12 protein-coding genes and 1 pseudogene are annotated in these 17,333 nt (G+C 71.4%); 5 read left to right on the top strand and 8 right to left on the bottom strand.

Annotated features, from left to right (window positions below):
• Positions 1-202: 202 nt before the first annotated feature.
• Positions 203-2,995 carry a hybrid sensor histidine kinase/response regulator gene (locus tag WMF20_RS25730; RefSeq protein ID WP_437604605.1) on the bottom strand — a complete coding sequence of 931 codons (2,793 nt, stop codon included), beginning with the start codon at positions 2,993-2,995 and terminating at the stop codon, positions 203-205.
• Positions 2,996-3,322: 327 nt separating this feature from the next.
• Between WMF20_RS25730 and WMF20_RS25725 the strand changes: the two genes are divergently transcribed.
• From WMF20_RS25725 to WMF20_RS25715, 3 genes are all read left to right on the top strand, one after another.
• Positions 3,323-5,872, top strand: coding sequence for a DEAD/DEAH box helicase (locus tag WMF20_RS25725; protein ID WP_437604604.1), 2,550 nt, complete (start codon positions 3,323-3,325; stop codon positions 5,870-5,872).
• A 213-nt stretch (positions 5,873-6,085) separates the two neighbouring features.
• Positions 6,086-8,398 carry an alpha/beta fold hydrolase gene (locus WMF20_RS25720; protein WP_437604603.1) on the top strand — a complete coding sequence of 771 codons (2,313 nt, stop codon included), beginning with the start codon at positions 6,086-6,088 and terminating at the stop codon, positions 8,396-8,398.
• Positions 8,399-8,566: 168 nt separating this feature from the next.
• On the top strand, positions 8,567-9,115 hold the full coding sequence (locus WMF20_RS25715) for a DUF892 family protein (protein ID WP_129576886.1): 549 nt from the start codon (positions 8,567-8,569) through the stop codon (positions 9,113-9,115).
• A gap of 273 nt (positions 9,116-9,388) precedes the next feature.
• On the opposite strand, the pseudogene WMF20_RS25710 reads toward WMF20_RS25715, so the two are convergent.
• Positions 9,389-10,039, bottom strand: a pseudogene (locus tag WMF20_RS25710) (DNA alkylation repair protein); the annotation flags it as partial.
• A 105-nt stretch (positions 10,040-10,144) separates the two neighbouring features.
• On the opposite strand from WMF20_RS25710, the gene WMF20_RS25705 reads away from it, so the two are divergent.
• Positions 10,145-10,354, top strand: a complete 210-nt coding sequence (locus WMF20_RS25705; protein WP_437604602.1) for a hypothetical protein — start codon at positions 10,145-10,147, stop codon at positions 10,352-10,354.
• Between the two features lie 52 nt (positions 10,355-10,406).
• Here WMF20_RS25705 and WMF20_RS25700 read toward each other — a convergent pair whose 3' ends face one another.
• The 6 genes from WMF20_RS25700 to WMF20_RS25675 form a co-directional block, all read right to left on the bottom strand.
• Positions 10,407-11,399: a chemotaxis protein CheB gene (locus WMF20_RS25700; protein WP_437604601.1), complete on the bottom strand. Its 993-nt coding sequence runs from the start codon at positions 11,397-11,399 to the stop codon at positions 10,407-10,409.
• Between the two features lie 54 nt (positions 11,400-11,453).
• Positions 11,454-11,825, bottom strand: coding sequence for a response regulator (locus WMF20_RS25695; RefSeq protein WP_437604599.1), 372 nt, complete (start codon positions 11,823-11,825; stop codon positions 11,454-11,456).
• A gap of 39 nt (positions 11,826-11,864) precedes the next feature.
• Complete coding sequence (locus tag WMF20_RS25690) at positions 11,865-12,551, bottom strand: sensor histidine kinase (protein ID WP_437604598.1); 687 nt, start codon at positions 12,549-12,551, stop codon at positions 11,865-11,867.
• A complete protein-coding gene (locus WMF20_RS25685) occupies positions 12,485-13,438 on the bottom strand; it encodes a hypothetical protein (RefSeq protein WP_437604596.1) in 954 nt (317 codons plus the stop codon). Before WMF20_RS25685 ends, WMF20_RS25690 begins: the two co-directional genes overlap by 67 nt.
• 2 nt (positions 13,439-13,440) lie before the next feature.
• A complete protein-coding gene (locus WMF20_RS25680) occupies positions 13,441-14,412 on the bottom strand; it encodes a chemotaxis protein CheB (RefSeq protein ID WP_437604595.1) in 972 nt (323 codons plus the stop codon).
• A 64-nt stretch (positions 14,413-14,476) separates the two neighbouring features.
• The gene (locus tag WMF20_RS25675) at positions 14,477-15,472 is read right to left on the bottom strand and encodes a leucine-rich repeat domain-containing protein (protein WP_437604594.1); all 996 of its coding nucleotides are present in this window, start codon (positions 15,470-15,472) and stop codon (positions 14,477-14,479) included.
• A gap of 760 nt (positions 15,473-16,232) precedes the next feature.
• Here WMF20_RS25675 and WMF20_RS25670 point away from each other — a divergent pair.
• Positions 16,233-17,183, top strand: a complete 951-nt coding sequence (locus tag WMF20_RS25670; protein WP_437604593.1) for a hypothetical protein — start codon at positions 16,233-16,235, stop codon at positions 17,181-17,183.
• Positions 17,184-17,333 lie beyond the last annotated feature (150 nt).

Here is a 17,333-nt window from a genome sequence, read left to right as displayed (position 1 = left end):
GCTTCCGTCATTCCAAGGCACGCTGCCGCAGGCGAGATTCCTGCTCATTGAGCGTCACGATGGAAGGCGCCGAGTTCTTCCAGGAGATCATTCGGCTCACCGGCGAGCAGACCGCTGTGATCAAGTCGACCGCGCGCCCGGTGCCGCTCGACCTTGGCTGGACCGTTACCTCTCCGAAGCGCTCCCCAGGAACAACCGCGTCTCACCCCGTCGCCCGCTCCCTGGCGAGCGCCGCGACCACGCCCACGAGCTCCGCCGGATCCAGCGGCTTGGCGATGTGGGCCTGGTAGCCGGCGCCGAGCGCCCGCGCCCGATCCTCGGCCCGCGCCAGCGCGCTGAGGGCGACGGCCGGCGTCGCGCCCCCGCGCGCGGGGCCGAGGTCGCGCACCCTGCGGATGAGCTGGAAGCCGTCCTCGCCCGGCATGCCGAGGTCGCTGACGAGCACGTCGGGGCGCTCGCGCTCCAGCATGGCGATCGCCTCCGCGGCCGAGCCGGCCGTGGTGACGCGCGCGGCGCACTCCTCCAGCACGCGCTGGGCGACCTCGCGGGCGTCGGGCTGGTCGTCGACCACGAGGACGCGCACGCCGGTGAGCTCGTCCGCCGGGTAGACGGCGGACGCCGCCTCGGCGCGCGGCGAAGGGGGCCGCTGCGTCGTGCCGGGCGCCTGGGGCGAGACGCCGGCGAGCGGCAGCTTGACCGTGAAGGTCGCGCCCCGGCCCTCACCCGGGCTGGCGACGTGCACGGTGCCGCCGTGCAGCTCGACCAGGTGCTTGACGATGGAGAGCCCGATGCCGAGGCCGCCGTGCTTCCTCGTCGAGGAGGCGTCCGCCTGGCGGAAGCGCTCGAACAGGTGCGGCAGGAACTGCGGGGCGACGCCCGGGCCGGTGTCGGTCACCGACAGCTCGGCGTGCGCGTTCGCGCGCCGCAGCGCGACGTCGATCCGCCCGCCGGCCGGCGTGAACTTCGCCGCGTTCGACAGGAGATTCCAGGCGACCTGCTGGAGCCGGGCCGGATCCCCCTTGAGCGAGAGCGACTCGGGCTCGACGCTCGAGACGACCGCGAGGCCCTTGGCCTCGGCGGCGAGCTTGATCGCCTCGAGCGCGCCCTGGAGGACCGCGGGCAGGTCGACCGGCTGGACGTCGAGCCGCAGCTTTCCCGACACGATCCGGCTCATATCGAGCAGCTCGGAGACCATGTCGGCCTGCAGGCGCGCGTTGCGCTCGATGACCTCGAGCCCGCGCGCGAGGGCCTGCGGCTCCGGGGCTCGGCTGCGCAGGATGCGCGCCCAGCCGAGGATGGCGTTGATGGGCGAGCGCAGCTCGTGCGAGAGGGTGGCGACGAAGTCGTCCTTGACCCGGCTGACGCGCTCGGCCTCGTCGCGGGCGGCGCGCTCGCTCTCGAGCAGCTTCTGGCGCTCTTCCTCGGCCAGCCGCTCCGCGGTGACGTCCTCGGTGATCCCCATGAACGACTCCACCGTGCCGTCGGGCCCGAGCTCGGGGATGTACCGGGCGCGGAACCTCCGCGCTCCGAGGCTGAACTCCATCCGCTGCGGCTTGCCCGTCCTCTGCGCCTCGCGGCACGCGGTCTCGCCCGCCTCGCACACCTCGAGCGGGAGCCCGTTCTCGCGGGGCGTCCTGCCGACGTAGTGCTCCGGCGGGAGCCCCGTGACCGCCAGCGAGGTGGGCGACATGAACGTGCAGCGCAGATCCAGATCCAGGCGGTAGATCGCGTCGGGCGAGTTCGTCATGAGCGACGTCAGCTGGCGCTCGCGCCGGCGGAGCTCGTCCTCCAGGCGCTCGCGCTCGGCGAGGACCCGCTCCGCGTCGTCGAGCGCCGCCCGGAGCCGGCGCTCGCTCTCGCGCAGCGCCTCCTCCGTGCGCTTGAGCCGACCGATGTCCAGGCACAGGCCGACCCAGGCGGTGATCTCGCCCCGCTCGTCGCGGATCGGGACGGCCCGGCTGAGGGTGGGGTGAGCGGCGCCGTCCGCGCCGACGTAGCGGAGCTCGTCTTCGAACGGCTCGCCCGTCCGCAGGCACCGCCGGAAGAGCGCCACCTTGTGCCGGTCGTCGGGGTGGAGCGCGTCGAACCACCTGCCCTCCGAGCACTGCGCCTGGGTCAACCCCGCCATGCGCAGGAACGCCTCGCTGGTATAGACGTTCCGGCCCTCGCGGTCGCTGACCCAGATACCGTAATCGATGGAGTCCCCGATGACGCGGAAGACCTGCTCGCTCTGCCGGAATGCCGCCTCCGCGCGCCGGAGCGCCGTCATGTCGAGCGCGAGCACGAAGCCGCCGTCCTCGAACCGCCCCGCGGGCAGCAGACAGCCGCTCACGAGCATCCTTATCCGCGTCCCGTCGCGCCGTACATACGTCCGCTCGAACGGCGCGAACGTCCACCGGCCCGACAACAGCTCCGCCCGCGCACGATCGTCGGCGGGGCGCTCCTCCGGCAGAACGTCGGAATCCCACCGGACCAGGCCGGCCGCGAGCTCCTCCCGCGTGCGGCCCACGAGCTGCAGATACGCCTCGTTCGCCTGGACGATCCGCCCATCGGGCATCCAGAACGCCATCGGGGCCATGTTGCTGTAGAACAGCCGCTGCATCCTGGCCTCGCTCTCGGCCAGCGCCTGCTCCGCCGCGAGCGCCCGCTCCTCGACGCTCCGCCGCTCGGTGATGTCCTCGACGAACACCACCACGCGATACGGCCGGTCGCGCGCGTCACCGACGGAGACGCCCGTCAGCTGGAGCGAGCGGACGCCGCCGTCCTTGCAGCGGCAGCGCATCTCGAACGTGATCTCCTCCTCGCCGGCCTCGAGCAGCGAGCGCCATGCGTCCAGCGAGCTCGTCCGGTCCTCCGGCAGCGCCAGGTCGAGCAGCCTCTTCCCGAGCAGCTCCCGCTCCGCGTAGCCCAGCAGCCCGCAGAGCGAGCCGCTGACACGCAAAAGCCGCCCGCCCGGCGCGTCGATCTGCGCGCTCCCCCTGCCGGATGAGCGCATCGACCCGGCTGGCTGTCCGGCGGTCTCCCCCATCGCTGTCCGTCCGCTCTCCCGGTCACCGGCCCGCTCCACGTACCCCCCGGACGTGCGCGTGCGGCGTCCCCCCCGCTTGTCCGGCCAGGCTATCACGAACCCGCCGTGTTGCGGCAGCGTGGCAGCCGGATCGAGCGCGCCTCATCGGCTCACCCGGGCTGTCCTCGGAGCCCTTTCCGTCCGGGTCTCGCGCCAGGCCCGGCGATCCGACCGGGACACGGAGGAGTTTGCTTGCATTTTCCCTGAAACCAGGCTTCTGCATGGTGCGCCCCCTCGACGGGCGTCCCAGCCGCCATGGATCAAGCCGCCGCTCCGCTCCTCGCCCGCCTCCCGCCGTCGCCCCACGATTTCACGGCCGACGACCTCTTGAACGGCTTCCTCGACTACGTCGCCGAGCGTGGACTCGAGCTCTACCCGGCGCAGGAGGAGGCCATCCTCGAGATCTTCGGCGGCAAGAACGTCATCCTCAACACCCCGACCGGCTCGGGCAAGTCGCTCGTCGCCGCCGCGATGCACTTCAAGGCGATGGCCGAGGGGATGAAGTCCTACTACACGTGCCCGATCAAGGCGCTCGTCAGCGAGAAGTTCTTCGCGCTCTGCAACGATTTCGGCCCCGAGAACGTGGGCATGTTGACCGGCGACGCGGCGGTGAACCGCGACGCGCCCATCATCTGCTGCACGGCCGAGATCCTCGCGAACATCGCGCTCCGCGAGGGCGAGAAGGCGCTCTGCGACTACGTGATCATGGACGAGTTCCACTACTACTCGGATCGCGATCGCGGGGCGGCCTGGCAGATCCCGCTGCTCACGCTGCCGCAGGCGAGGTTTTTGCTCATGAGCGCCACGATGGGAGGCACCGAGTTCTTCCAGGAGGAGATCGCGCGCCTCACCGGCGAGCAGACCGCCGTGATCAAGTCGACCGTGCGCCCGGTGCCGCTCGACTTCGAGTACCGCGAGACGCCGCTGCACGAGACGGTGGCGACCCTCGTCAAGAACGGCAAGGCGCCGATCTACATCGTGAGCTTCACCCAGCGGGCCTGCGCCGAGGAGGCGCAGAACCTGATGAGCCAGGACTACTGCACCAAGGAGGAGAAGCGGGCGATCACCGCCGCCCTCGCCGGGGTGAAGTTCTCGAGCCCTTACGGCCGGGAGGTGCAGCGCTTCGTCAAGCACGGCATCGGGCTGCACCACGCGGGGCTCCTGCCGAAGTACCGGCTCCTGGTCGAGAAGCTGGCCCAGCAGGGGCACCTCAAGATCATCTCGGGCACGGACACGCTCGGCGTCGGCGTCAACATCCCGATCCGCACGGTGCTGTTCACGAAGCTCTGCAAGTTCGACGGCGAGAAGACGGCCATCCTGAGCGTCCGCGACTTCCAGCAGATCAGCGGCCGGGCCGGCCGCAAGGGGTTCGACACGCAGGGCAGCGTCGTGGCGCAGGCGCCGGAGCACGTCATCGAGAACATGCGCCTCGAGGCCAAGGCGGGGAACGACCCGGCCAAGCGGCGGAAGATGGTGAAGAAGAAGCCGCCGGAGAAGGGCTATGTGCACTGGGATCGGCAGACGTTCGAGCGGCTGATCCAGTCGCCGCCCGAGCCGCTCGTGTCGCGGTTCCAGGTCACGCACGGCATGCTGGTCAACGTGCTCGGCCGCGAGGAGGGCGGGTGTCAGGCGATGAAGCGGCTCATCCGCAGCACGCACGACCGGCCCGCCGTCCGGCGCCAGCACGGCAGGACGGCGATGCTCCTGTTCCGCTCCCTCGTGGAGGCGCGCATCATCGAGTTCGTCTCCAAGGAGGACGGGCCGGGCAAGCGCATCCGCATCAACGCGGATCTCCAGGAGGATTTCTCGCTGAACCACGCGCTCTCGCTCTACGTGCTCGAGACGGTGGACAAGCTGGATCCCGACAGCGGCACCTATCCGCTCGATCTCTTGACGCTGGTCGAGTCGATCCTCGAGAACCCCGATCTCATCCTGCAAAAGCAGCTCGATCGGCTGAAGACCGAGAAGCTCGCGGAGCTCAAGGCGGCCGGCGTGGAGTACGAGCAGCGGATGGAGGAGCTCGAGAAGCTCGATTATCCGAAGCCGAACGCGGAGTTCATCTACGGCACGTTCAACGACTATGCGCGGCGGCACCCCTGGGTCGGGCAGGAGAACATCCGGCCGAAGGGCGTCGCGCGCGAGATGTACGAGCAATACCTGTCGTTCGGCGAGTACATCCGGGAGTACAACCTGGAGCGGGCGGAGGGGCTCTTGCTCAGGTACGTCTCCGAGGTGTACAAGGCGCTGGTCCAGACCGTCCCCGACTACGCGAAGGACGCCGACACGAGCGACATGATCGCCTATTTCCGGGCGCTCATCCGCGGCGTGGACTCGAGCCTCCTCGACGAGTGGGAGCGGCTGCGCGACCCGTCGTACCAGCCGCGCGCGGCCTCCCCCGGCGGCGCCGTGGAGCCGTCCGCGTTCGACATCACCCGCAACGCGAAGGACTTCACGGTGCTCGTCAGGAACGAGCTGTTCTTCTTCCTGCGCGCGCTCGCCCGCCGCGACTACGAGGTCGCCGCCGAGATGGTGGAGGGCGAGGACGCCCCCTGGACGGCGGAGCGGCTGGACGAGGCGCTCCGGGGCTTCTACGCGGAGCACGCCGCCATCCGCACCGACCCGGCCGCCCGGAGCCCGAGCAACACGCTCATCCACCCGGCCGAGGACGGCGGCTCGTGGGTGGTGGAGCAGATCATCGCCGATCCGGACGACGACAACGACTGGATGCTCGACTGTAAGGTGGATCTCGAGCGCTCGCGTGACGCGGGCAGGCCCGTCATCGTGCTCCGGCGCATCGCGAGTTGATCGCAAAGGCGCGAAGAGGAGAGTTCAACGCAAAGGCGCAAAGACGCAAAGAAATGATTTGATGGTGAAGAGCGGGGACTCCCCTGCTTTTCTTTATTCTTCTTGCGCCTTTGCGTCTTTGCGCCTTTGCGTTGAATTCTCCCTCTCCACCTCCGGCCTGGCCGCAGCAGCCGGCGTTTGACTTCCCCCGCCGCGTCGGGCGAGATCGCGGCCATGCGAACTCCGCCGCGCTCCGCAACCTGGTGGGTGCTCCCCGTCGTCCTGGCCGCCGCCTGCGCCCCGCCCGCGGGCTCGTCCCCGCCCAGGGCAGCCGCGCCGGCGAAGGCCGCCCCCGCCGGGGACGGCGCCGCGGCGAAGCAGGGCGGCGCGCCGGAGAAGACGCGCATCGCCGGGCCGGAGGCGAGCCGGGTCACGTTCGCGCACCTCGGCCGGCAGCCGCCGCTCGGCGCGCGGCTGCCCAGGGGGGTCCAGTACGCGCCCGGCGGCAAGCTGGTCACCTACCTCCAGCGGCAGCCGGACGGGCCGGAGCAGGCCCTCTTCGCCTTCGACACCGCGTCGCGCGAGACACGGCAGCTCGTCGCGTCGGGCGACCTGCTGAAGGAGTCGAAGCCGCTCTCCCGCGAGGAGGAGCTCCGCCGCGAGCGACAGCGCATGTTCTCGCGGGGGATCACCGCGTATTCGTGGGCCAAGCGCGCCGCGGTGATGCTCATCCCCTTCGGCGGCGACATCTTCCTGCGCGACGCGGCGGGCGCGATCGCGCGGCTCACCAGCACGCCCGAGCCGGAGATCGATCCCCAGGTGTGCGACGGCGGCGAGCGCGTCGTGTTCGTCCGCGGGCGCGAGCTCTTCATGATCGACGTCGCCTCGCGCCGCGAGACCGCGCTCACCCGCGGCGCGCCCGAGGGCGTCTCGCGCGGCCTCACCGACTTCAACGGCCAGGAGGAGTTCGACGAGCCGAGCGGGTTCTGGATCTCCCCCGGCTGCGACCGGGTGGCCTACCTCGAGGTCGACGAGCGCGAGGTCGAGCGGGTGCCCGTCTTCGGCGTCCGCGACGGCAAGGAAGATCTCCAGATGGTGCGCTATCCGCGCGTCGGCGGGAAGAACCCCCGCGTCCGGGCGGGCGTCCTCGACCTCGCGACGCGGAAGACGACCTGGCTCGCGTGGACGGGCGGCCAGGAGGAGCGCTACCTCGGCCGGTTCGCGTGGGCCGACGGCGGCAAGGCGCTCTGGTTCCAGACGCTGTCGCGCGACCAGAAGCGCCTCGCGCTCCTCCGCGCGAACCCGCGCTCGGGCGAGGCCGCCGAGGTCGTCGTCGAGACCTCGCCGACCTGGGCGGACTTCGGCGAGATGCGGCCGCTCGAGCGCTCGCCGAGGTTCCTCTGGGCGACCGCCGCGGGCGGCCATCGCCACCTCGCGGTGCGCGACGCGGACTCGGGCGCGGAACTCGCGAAGCTCACCGCGGGCGACTGGGACATCACCGCGCTCGCCGCGCCGGACGAGGAGCGCGGCGAGGCGCGCTTCGTGGCCACGAAGGACGGCCCGACCGAGCGGCACCTCTACACCGTGCCGCTCGCGGGCGGCGAGGTGAAGCGGATCACGGCGGAGCCTGGCGTGCACTTCGTCACCGTGGAGCCGAAGGGGCCGGGGTACGTGGACGTCCACTCGGCCCTGGGTCGCCCGTGGAAGGCCGTGGTCCGGGGCGAAGGCAGCGCCGAGCTCGGCGCGATGCCGGCGCCGGTCGACCCCGAGCTGGCGGACCTCGGCCTGCGCGCCCCCGAGATCGTCGAGGTGCGCGCCGAGAGCGGCGACACGCTCTACGGCGCGCTGCTCGCGCCGCGCACGATCGAGCCCGGCCGCCGCTACCCGGTCGTGGTGAGCGTGTACGGCGGGCCCGGCGTCCAGACGGTCTATAACTCCTGGTCGCCGCTCCTCCTCTGGAACCACCTCGCCGACCGCGGGGTGGTGGTCTTCCAGCTCGACAACCGCGGCTCGGCGAACCGCGGGCGCGCGTTCGAGGCGCCCATCTACGGCCGCCTCGGCGAGGTCGAGCTCGCCGATCAGATCGCGGGGCTCGAGTTCCTGAAGACGCTGCCGTACGTCGACGCGGGCCGGGTCGGCATCTACGGCCACAGCTACGGCGGGAGGATGGCGCTCTCGGCGCTCCTCAAGGCGCCGGACCGCTTCCACGTGGGCGTCGCGGGCTCGCCGGCGACCGACGATCGGCTCTACGACACGGGCTACACGGAGCGGTACATGGGCCTCCTCGACCAGGCGGCCGCGCGGTACGAGGCGACCGATCTCTCGAAGCACGCGGGCAACCTGCGCGGCAAGCTGCTCCTCCTGCACGGGCTCATGGATGAGAACGTGCACGTCGCGCACACAGCGAAGATGATCGAGGCGCTCATGGCCGCGGACAAGCGGTTCGACATGGTCGTGTTCCCGGGCGAGCGGCACGGCTACCGGTCGCCGGTCGCGAGCCATTTCGCGAACCGCGCCATCGTGGAGTACCTGACCGAGCACCTCTGATCGGCGCGCCCCCGCCTCGCGCGCGCCGCCGCGCGCCTGCCCCCGTGCGCGCCGCGCTCGCCGCCGCGCCTCGCGCTCGCCGCTGCGCCGCCGCGCCGCGCGCACCGGCCGGGCGCGCGCTGCCGCTCGACGGCCTGCGAATCGCATCTGCCCCGGCCGGAGGCATCCATGCAGAAGCTTGCACAGGTGAACAAGGACAAGGCCATCGACCTTCTCAACGAGCGGCTGACATTCGAGCGCGCGAGCGTGAAGCTGTACGACTCCATCATCCAGAAGGTCGGCCGCACGGCCGATCCCGGCCTGCTGAACCTGCTCGGCCAGCTCCGGGAGCACCGGAATCAGGAGAAGGAGCACGAGGAGTGGCTCGAGGCGCAGATCCGCGCGCTCGGCGGGGACGCGCACGCCGAGACCGAGATGTCGCGGCTGATCGAGATCGAGTCGCGGGGCCTCGAGCAGGTGGTGCTCGACGGCGACCAGAACCCGGCCCACCTCTTCCACGCGCTGCTCACCGCGGAGCTCGTCGACAACGCCGGCTGGCAGCTGTTGCTCGAGCTCGCCGACGAGGCGGACGACGCCGAGGCGAGGGAGGCGTTCCGGTGCCGCCTGCACGAGGAGGAGGACCACCTCGTCCTCACGCGCCAGGTCGTCGAGCGGCTCACGCGCAAGGAGCTGCTCGGCTCGTCGGACGAGGCCGTCGCGGCGGCGCATCCGACGTGATCCGGCGCCGGGCGGCGCGTGCCCCCGTCAGCCCCGGCGCGGCGCGACGCGGCGCGACGCGTCGCCCTTCGACGTCTCCGCGGCCGGGGCCGCCGCCTCGCCGCCGCGGCGCGACTTTGTCGCCCTGGCCGGCGCGGCGGCCGCCGGCTTGGCGGCGGCCCTGGCCGGCTTGGCAGCGGCGGCCGGCTTGGCAGCGGCGGCCCTGGCCGGCTTTTCGCCCCTGGCCCCGACCGCCTTCGCCGGCGCGGCGGCCGGCTTCCGGCCGGCCCACAGCTTCAGGATGTGGGCGGTCGCGTCGGGCGTCTTGCAGCTCGTCTCGCCGTGGTCGACCTCGACCTTGCCGATGCGCCGCGCCGCCGAGAGCGCCGTTCCCCGCAGCGGCTCGTTCCGCGCGCCGATGCTGATCACCGCGCCGTTCATCGCCTCGCGGGCGCGGTTCTTGGCCCGGTGGATCGACGCCTCGATCGCCTCCAGCCGCTCCTCGAACAGGCTGTCGGGCAGCGACGGGTCCTCCTCCGCGAGCGCGCCGCAGAGCTTCCAGCCCGCGCGGCCGATCCACTCGTCGTCCGAGGCGGTCCAGCGCGCCATCGCCTCGCGGGCGAACGGCGTCTTCACGGCGATGCGCTTCACGATCAGGTCGATGAGGAGCGGCGAGCGCAGGCCGTGGAGCCACGCCTCGATCTGGTCCCGGGTGAAGCGCCCCGGATCGGCGATCGACGCCGCCAGCGTCCGCGCGTCGGAGTTGCCGGTCGCCCAGAGCGCCTCGGCGAGCTCGTGGTCGCGCTTGATCCGCTTCTCCAGCGCGTTCATGTGGGCGAAGCTCACGCCGAAGAGCGGCTCGGTCGCGCCGTGGCGCAGGTAGACCTTCCGGTTCTGCTCGGTGCCGAGCCGCTCGAGCTCGCGCATCACCTCGGTGAAATGCATGGCCTTCACCTAACCATGCTGCCCATTACGCGCTCGCACGAACTTTTTTCGCGCAGATCGTTCCCGCGGCGCGCTCGTCGACGCGGCCCGGGGTGAGCCGCGGCGTTGACCCTCTGCGTCGAGCGTTGGCTGGGGCTGCCGCCCGTCCGCTGCCTCTTCCCGGACGGGGGGAGCGACGACGGAACCCGCGAAGAACCGGGAGCGAAGGATCGCGAAGACGTTTACGTCAGCGGCAACGTGGCGATCTACTTCAGCGAGCTCCAGGCGAAGAAGAACGACTTCCGCGGGCCGGACGTCTTCGTGGTGCTCCCGTAGCCCGGCCCCGGTCCCCCCCGTCGCGCGCCCGCCCGCCCCGGCCCTCGGCCCGCTAGGACGAGCGCCTCGGCCGCGGGCGCAGCGACGACCCGTTCCCCTCCTCCTTGCCCATCAGCGCCCGGCGCACCAGCGCGCCCCGCTCCTCGGCGGCCCGGACCTTCTCCTCGAAGTGGGCCATCACGTGCAGCTGATTGCGCTCCTGCGCGCGCTGCGCCATCCGGCGCGCCAGCGCCACGGTGTCCTCGATCGTGCGGAGCGCCACCCACAGCGCCGCCTCGAGCGCCTCCGACTGCTCGTCCTCCAGCCCCTCCGGCGAGTATCGATGGCCGACCTTGCACCGGAAGCTCAGCATCGCGCCGTCTCCGCTCCGGATCAGGTTGCCTCCGCACCCCGGACACGTGAACTCGCTCTCGAGTGCCTCCACGTTCTCCCCCACGAGCCCGTATGACGTCTCCGCCCCCTCGGGCGCCTTTCCTGTCCTCTTGTGCACCAGATCGACGAGCAACGGCGGCAGGCGCGCCAGGGGCACGCAGTGATCCACCGGCACGTTGTCGAGCGCGCTCTGCGGCATGCCCGGAAACAGCGCGTCCTTCGGATCCTGCACCACGGCGACGCCGCCGTGACGCTTGATCTCCACGAGCCCAGCGGTGCCGCAGTCGCGCGCGCCCGACAGCACCACGCCGACCACGCGCGGGCCGTACGCCGCGGCCGCGCTCCGGAACAGCGGATCCACCGCTGGCCTGTGGCCGTTCTCCTTCGCGCTGTAGACCACCCGCACGACGCCCTCGCCGAGCATCAGGTGGTTGTCCACCGGCGCGATGTAGATGCGCCCGCGCTCGATCGGCTCGCCGTCGACCGCGGTCGCCGCCGGCATCCGGGTCGTCCGCTCGAGGATCTGCGGGAGCACGCTCCGGCCCGTCGACGGCAGGTGCAGGACCACGAACAGCGACGCCGGCAGATCCGAAGGCAGGCCCCCGATGAGCGCGATCAGCACCTCCACGCCGCCCGCCGACGCCCCGATCGTGATGATGTCGTGTCCCGGCATGGTGGCCTCGTCGAGGAGATGCGTTGAGAGGAGACGCGCCCCGTCAGGGGTCGCTCATGCTGCCGGGCGGACGACGCGCTCCATCGTCGTGAGCAGCGTGGCCATGCTGGCCGGCTTCTGGAGCACCGCCGCCGAGAGCTGCTCCGCCGCATTCCGGAGATCCTCCGGCATGCGCGCCGAGAAGATCACGATGGGCGGCTTCTCCGGGACTCCCTGGAGCCGCGCGACGAGCTCGGCCGTCGTCGCGCCCTTCACGGTCAGGTCGAGCAGGGCGGCCCCGTAACGCCGCTCCGTCAGCGCGGCGATCGCCTGGTCCGCCGAGTGGACCGACTCCACCTCATAGTCGGCCATTCCCAGCATCTCCAGGAGCATCTCGCTCGAATCACGATCATCCTCGATCACGAGGATCTTCGCCCGCTTCGCCATCGTCCCTTCTCCGCAGGAAAGCAGCGCGAACCCAGGGCATCAATCGTGCACACCTCGATTCGGTATCAGCGGCAGCCTGATGGTGAAGGTCGCTCCCTTACCCTCCGCGCTGCGCACGAAGATCTGCCCTCCATGCGCCCTGACGATCTCCTTGCAAATGAAGAGCCCGAGCCCCATGCCGCCAGACGAGGTGTCCTTGGGCCGATCCACCTGGTAGAAGCTCGAGAACACGTGCGCCACGTCGGCGGCGGGGATGCCAGGGCCGTAATCCTCCACGTCGAGCTCGGCGGTGCTGCCCGCGTGCCGCAGGCGCACATCGATCTTGGGTGAGCCGTTGGCGTGCCGGAAGGCGTTGCTGATCAGGTTCATGAGGACCTGCTCCAGCCGCGCGGCGTCGCCGTTCACCACCATCGGCTCCGCCGCGGCGGGGAGCTCGAGGTGGACCTTCGGGGCCGGCCCGAGCGTCTGGGCGCTCTCGGCGACGTGCGAGACCAGCGGGGCGAGCTCCACCGCCGAGAGCTTGAGCTCGAACTTCCCGGTCTGGATGCGGGTCGCGCTCACGAGGTCCTCGACCAGCCGCTCGAGCCGCTCGCTCTGGGCGCGGGCGAGCGACGCGAAGCGGGCGAGGCGCGGGTCGCCGTCCGCCGGCAGCAGCGTGCTCAGCATGTCGAGGTAGCCGCGCAGCGGCACGAGCGGCGTGCGCAGCTCGTGGCTCGCCATCGCCATGAAGCGCTCTGCAGCTTGCGCATGCTCCGCTCGGTGATGTCGCGGATGACATGACGATCACGCCCCGCTCGGCCGCGTCCTTGCCGGTCGAGTCGCCCCCGCCGATGGGGTGGCCGGTGGCCTCGAAGTGCCGGGTCGAGCCCGCCGGGGCCGGGCGTGGTGAACTCCACCTGGAAGCTCTCCCCGCGCGCGGCCCGCTGCTCCGGCGTCTCCTGGTACAGCAGCGGCCGGCCCTTCTCGTCGTGCGCCGTGAGCCGGCCCCCGCCGAACATCGCCTGGTAGGCGTCGTTCATGAGCACCGGCCGCCCCGCGCCGTCGACCACGAGGAGCGCGTCGCCCAGGCTGCGCAGGATCGCCGAGAGCCGCGCCCGCTCCGCCTCGATGGGCGCGGCGAGCTCCTGGATCTCGCGGCTCCGCGCCTCCAGATCGGCGTTCGTCGTGTTGAGCTCCTCGATCGTCGCCTGCAGCTCGTCGTTGACGGTCTCGAGCTCCTCGTTGGTCGCCTGGAACTCCTCGTTCAGCGTCTCGACCTCCTCCATGGCGGCCTGCGCCTCCTCGGTGGAGACCATCAGCTCCTCGTTCACGGCGCGGAGCTGCTCGTGCGCCGACGTGAGCTCCTCGTTGGCCCGGAGCAGCCGCCGGTTCTGCTCGGTCAGCCGCTGGATCGCCGACTGGTCGTGCCCGCGGGTGGACTCGAGCTGCGCGAGCGCGGCGCCGAGGGCCTCGTTCTCCCGGCGCAGCTGATCGCGCTCGGCGGCGAAGCGCTCCTCGGCGCGATCGCGCTCGGCCTTCGCGGCCGCGAGCTCGGCGCGGAGCTGCGCCTCCCGGCCGAGGCTCTCCTGGCTCGCCTTCCGGCGCCGCACCACCTCGGTGACGTCCTCGACCACGATCAGCGCCGCCTCGACCTTGCCCGGCTCTTCCGCGCGGGGCCCGTGGCACGTGATCTGGATGTAGGTCGGGTCATCCGAGGGCGTCGGCTCGACGGCGACCTCGATCGGCTCCGACGATTCGCCCCGGAAGGCGGCGTCGATCGCCTCGAGCGGCGGCCGGTGGGGGACCGACTGCGCGAGGTGGACGAGGTCCTGACCGAGCGCCGTGCCGTGGATGCCGAGCAGGCGCCGCGCCGTGAAGTTGATCTCCAGGATGTCGTGCCGGTCAGGACGATGGCGACGAGGTTCTCGCCGAAGACCTCGGCCGCGGTGCGGAAGAGCGTGTCGACCGACGGCTTGGGTCGCGCGCTGCTCTCCGGCTGGAGCCGGAGCTCATGGTCGGTGATCTCCACGTCGCGGCCCGGGGGCACGATATAGACGACGCCGTCCTCGAGCGGGGCGGCGGAGGCGACGGTGCGGACGGGCAGCTCGCTGCGGCGGCGCAGGACGTCGCCGAGGTGGCTCTGAATACGGACCTGGCAGCCGTTCGTCGCGCTCCATTGCCCATTCACGGGGGCCACATCGCTGGCGGCCTTCCACTCATGGTCATCGAGATCGTAGCCGTAAATGTCCATGTCCACATGGGCCGTGCTGCAGTTGACCTGATTGACGAGCCCGTTGTCCTCCCAGGACGCCTCGAAATGGAGAGTCTCGATGTAGCTGTCGCTCCCCGCATCGACGACGTAACCTCCGGTGCAGTTGGAGTCGTGATAGGCTCCTGACGGCGACTGCGTCTGGACGCTCTCGGATGGGTCGATGACAAGGAAATCATGCGGAACGACGTCCTCGATGTCGCACAAGGCTGACTGCGCGGAGCCGAGCTCTCCCTCCTCGGACACGGGATCATCCACGCTCTCCGCGGAGCACCCCGCGAGCGCGATCGAAGCCAGGGAAGACAGGAAGACGAGCGACGCACGGCCGAGCTGGTTCATAGGATAAGGTCTCCACGGGACGCCCGCGCCCGGCGGCGTCGACCCCGGCGAGCGCTGCGCGGGGTCACCGGCAGTCCACGTGAACGTCCGCGCCGCGCTCCTCGAGCGCGCGGATGTTGCTCGCCTGGGTGGCGCAGCCGATCGGGTTTTGGGAGAGCTCCACGGACCATTCTTTGCTGATATTCGGGTTGGCGGCGAGGGGCGACAGGTCGGAGATCGCGTTGTCGTAGAAATCCATGACGGCCAGCCGAGAGAGGGTCGAGAGCGGAGACAGATCGGAGATGCGGTTGCTCCCGAGGTACATCGTGCGCAGGCTGGTCATGGTCGACAGGGCCGAGATGTCGCTGAGCCCCGCGTCGGTCGCATAGAGCTCGCGGAGCTTCGACAGGCCGGACAGCGGCGCGAGCGTCGAGATCGGCAGGCCGCTCATGCCCAGGATCTCGAGCTCGATCAGCGCGCCGAGCGGGCCGATGTCGCTGATCGGGTTCAGGCCGATGCCCAAGAAACGCAGGTTCGTCAGCGAGCCGAGGGCGGTGATGTCCGAGATGGCGTTGACCTCCAGGTTCAGCACCTCCAGCTGGACGAGCGAGGACAGCGGCGTGATGTCTGCGATGGAGTTCCCCGTCACATCCAGGAAGCGCAGCTCTGCGAGCGAGGACAGCGGCGTGAGATCGGCCACGTGGTTATAGCCGAGGTGCAGCCCCACGAGGGACCTGACGCACTCGAGTCCGGAGAGCGACTGGACCCCGCTGTCGGTGGCGAGGACCTCGAGGGACGCGACGTCGGCCGGGAGGAGCGGGCCCGAGGGCTTCTCCACGGCCTCGCGCACCGCCGCCTCGAGCGCCGGGTCGGCGAGATCGAGCGGTCCGGAGCAGGCGTCGCTGCCGCCGTGGCCGCCGATGTCGCCGCCGGCGCCTGCCCCCGGGGCGGTCGACCCGCCCACGCCGTCCCCCGTCGTGACGCCGGGGGAGCCGCCCGCTCCGGTCGCGCTGGGCAGCGGATCGACGACGACCCGTCCGCACCCGATACCCGCCGCTCCTGCCAGGAGGGCGACCCCCAACCATCGGCTGGCGCTGCCTATGTTGCGCATATCCTCTCGCGGTGTGAGAAAGCCAGACAGGGCGCCTTCCCCTCGGCAACGAAGCGCCGGCAAGCGATCTGCGCGGGTCTCATAGCACGGAGATGCAAGAAACGCCTGGCGCCGTCGTGCTCGGAGGAGCGCTGGGCCCTGCGCCCCGGAGAGCGCTCGACGCGCGAGCGCTCGCGTGCCGTGCGCCCCCCGGGACCGGAACAGGTGCGGTCGGGATTGCTGAGCATTCCCTCCGGGACCGGAAACGGTGCGGTCGGGATTGCTGAGCATTCCCTCCCGGACCGGAAGCGGTGCGATCGGGGTAGCTGAGCATTCCCTCCGGAACCGGAAGCGGTGCGGTCGGGGTAGCCGAGCATTCCCTCCGGAACCGGAAACGGTGCGATCGGGGTAGCTGAGCATTCCCTCCGGAACCGGAAGCGGTGCGTTCGGGATTGCTGAGCATTCCCCCCGGACCGGAACCGGTCCCCGGGCATGGCTGGGCTACCCTCCAGGACCGGAGACGGTCCCGCCCCGGCAGCTGAGCTGTCCATGCGCAAGAACCCGACGCCAGGCCGCCAGTCGTCGCATTCTTGCCAGCTCCGTTGACGCATGGAGACAGGTGCTTACCCCTGGCCGGCACGTCCGGTACGCACCGGACGCTCACAGCACGTCCAGCGCCGGGGGGCAGGGAGCATGGAGTTCGTGTCCCTCCGCCGTCCGGCGAGGGACTTCAACGAGAGGTGTTCCCCTCATGGCCAAAAGTTCCACTCCGGTGACCAAGAAGAAGCCCGCTCCCAGGAAGCCCGCGGCCCCGCCGCAGGCGGCGGCCGCGTACGACAGGGCGCTCCCCGAGATCGAGGCGCTGAGCCCGGAGCAGCTCATCGCCATCAAGCTCGATATCCCCCGCGCCGTCTCCCAGGTGCTCGGCGTGCTGCCCGGCCTCCTCGCGCTGCGCCCCGCCATCGCGGAAGCGCTGCACAAGCACGATATCGCGCTGCTCGACCGGCTCGAGACCTACGCGCTCGCCGCCTGGTATGCGCACCTCCTGTGGCTGTCCACCGGAGCCGCCGAGAGCGCGCTGAAGCCGCTCGTCGCCGAGGCGGTCCCGCTGCGCGAGAACCTGCTCGGCGACGCCGAGGCGCTCGCCCGCCGCGGGCTGCTCGACGCGGACGCGGTCGCGGAGATCCGCGCAGGGCAGGGGCACATCGATACGGCGAACGACCTCGTCGCGCTCTCGGCGCTGTTCAGCGGGAGCTGGCCCGAGATCTCCGGCAAGACGGCGGCGACCGAGGAGGAGGTGAGACGCGCCGGCGAGATCGGGCCGCAGCTCCTCGCCGCGCTGGGCGTGCGGGAGCACGGCAAGGGGCCCGGGCCGACCGAGGCCGCGGACAAGCGGGCGCGCGCGTTCGCGCTGCTCGCGCACGCCTACGACCAGACCCGCCGCGCCGTCGCTTACCTGCGCTGGAACGAGGGAGACGCCGAGACGATCGCGCCGTCGATCTACAAGAGCCGCGGCGGCCGCGCGACGGGGGCGAGCGATGACGGGCCCGAGCCCGACGATGCCGAGGAGGCCGCCGCGCCGCCCGGCCCCGACGCGGGCACAGCGCCCGCGCCGGCTGCGGGCACAGCGACCCCGCCCACCGCCGTACCGCCCGGCCCGGGGCCGCAGGCGCAGCCGGGCGCGACGCCGCCCGCCGGATAGCCGCGCGCATCGCAAACGCCGCCGCACATCGGCGGCGGGTCCACGGTCGCCGGTCGCACCGCCGGCCGTAGCGTCGCGCCGCCGGCCATATCGAGGTCACCGTACCCGCCGAGGCGACGACCCTTGCTCCTTGCCCTCGTGCCGCTTCGA

Origin of the sequence: Sorangium sp. So ce834 (genome assembly GCF_051521425.1) — a bacterium.
Lineage (GTDB): Bacteria > Myxococcota_A > Polyangia > Polyangiales > Polyangiaceae > Sorangium > Sorangium cellulosum_D.
This window is presented reverse-complemented; position numbering and strand designations above follow the sequence as displayed.

Coding starts and splice junctions, on each gene's coding strand:
- WMF20_RS25730 (WP_437604605.1), bottom strand. CDS start 2,995: ATGCGCTCATCCGGCAGGGGGAGCGCGCAGATCGACGCGCCGGGCGGG.
- WMF20_RS25725 (WP_437604604.1), top strand. CDS start 3,323: ATGGATCAAGCCGCCGCTCCGCTCCTCGCCCGCCTCCCGCCGTCGCCC.
- WMF20_RS25720 (WP_437604603.1), top strand. CDS start 6,086: ATGCGAACTCCGCCGCGCTCCGCAACCTGGTGGGTGCTCCCCGTCGTC.
- WMF20_RS25715 (WP_129576886.1), top strand. CDS start 8,567: ATGCAGAAGCTTGCACAGGTGAACAAGGACAAGGCCATCGACCTTCTC.
- WMF20_RS25700 (WP_437604601.1), bottom strand. CDS start 11,399: ATGCCGGGACACGACATCATCACGATCGGGGCGTCGGCGGGCGGCGTG.
- WMF20_RS25695 (WP_437604599.1), bottom strand. CDS start 11,825: ATGGCGAAGCGGGCGAAGATCCTCGTGATCGAGGATGATCGTGATTCG.
- WMF20_RS25690 (WP_437604598.1), bottom strand. CDS start 12,551: ATGGCGATGGCGAGCCACGAGCTGCGCACGCCGCTCGTGCCGCTGCGC.
- WMF20_RS25680 (WP_437604595.1), bottom strand. CDS start 14,412: ATGAACCAGCTCGGCCGTGCGTCGCTCGTCTTCCTGTCTTCCCTGGCT.
- WMF20_RS25670 (WP_437604593.1), top strand. CDS start 16,233: ATGGCCAAAAGTTCCACTCCGGTGACCAAGAAGAAGCCCGCTCCCAGG.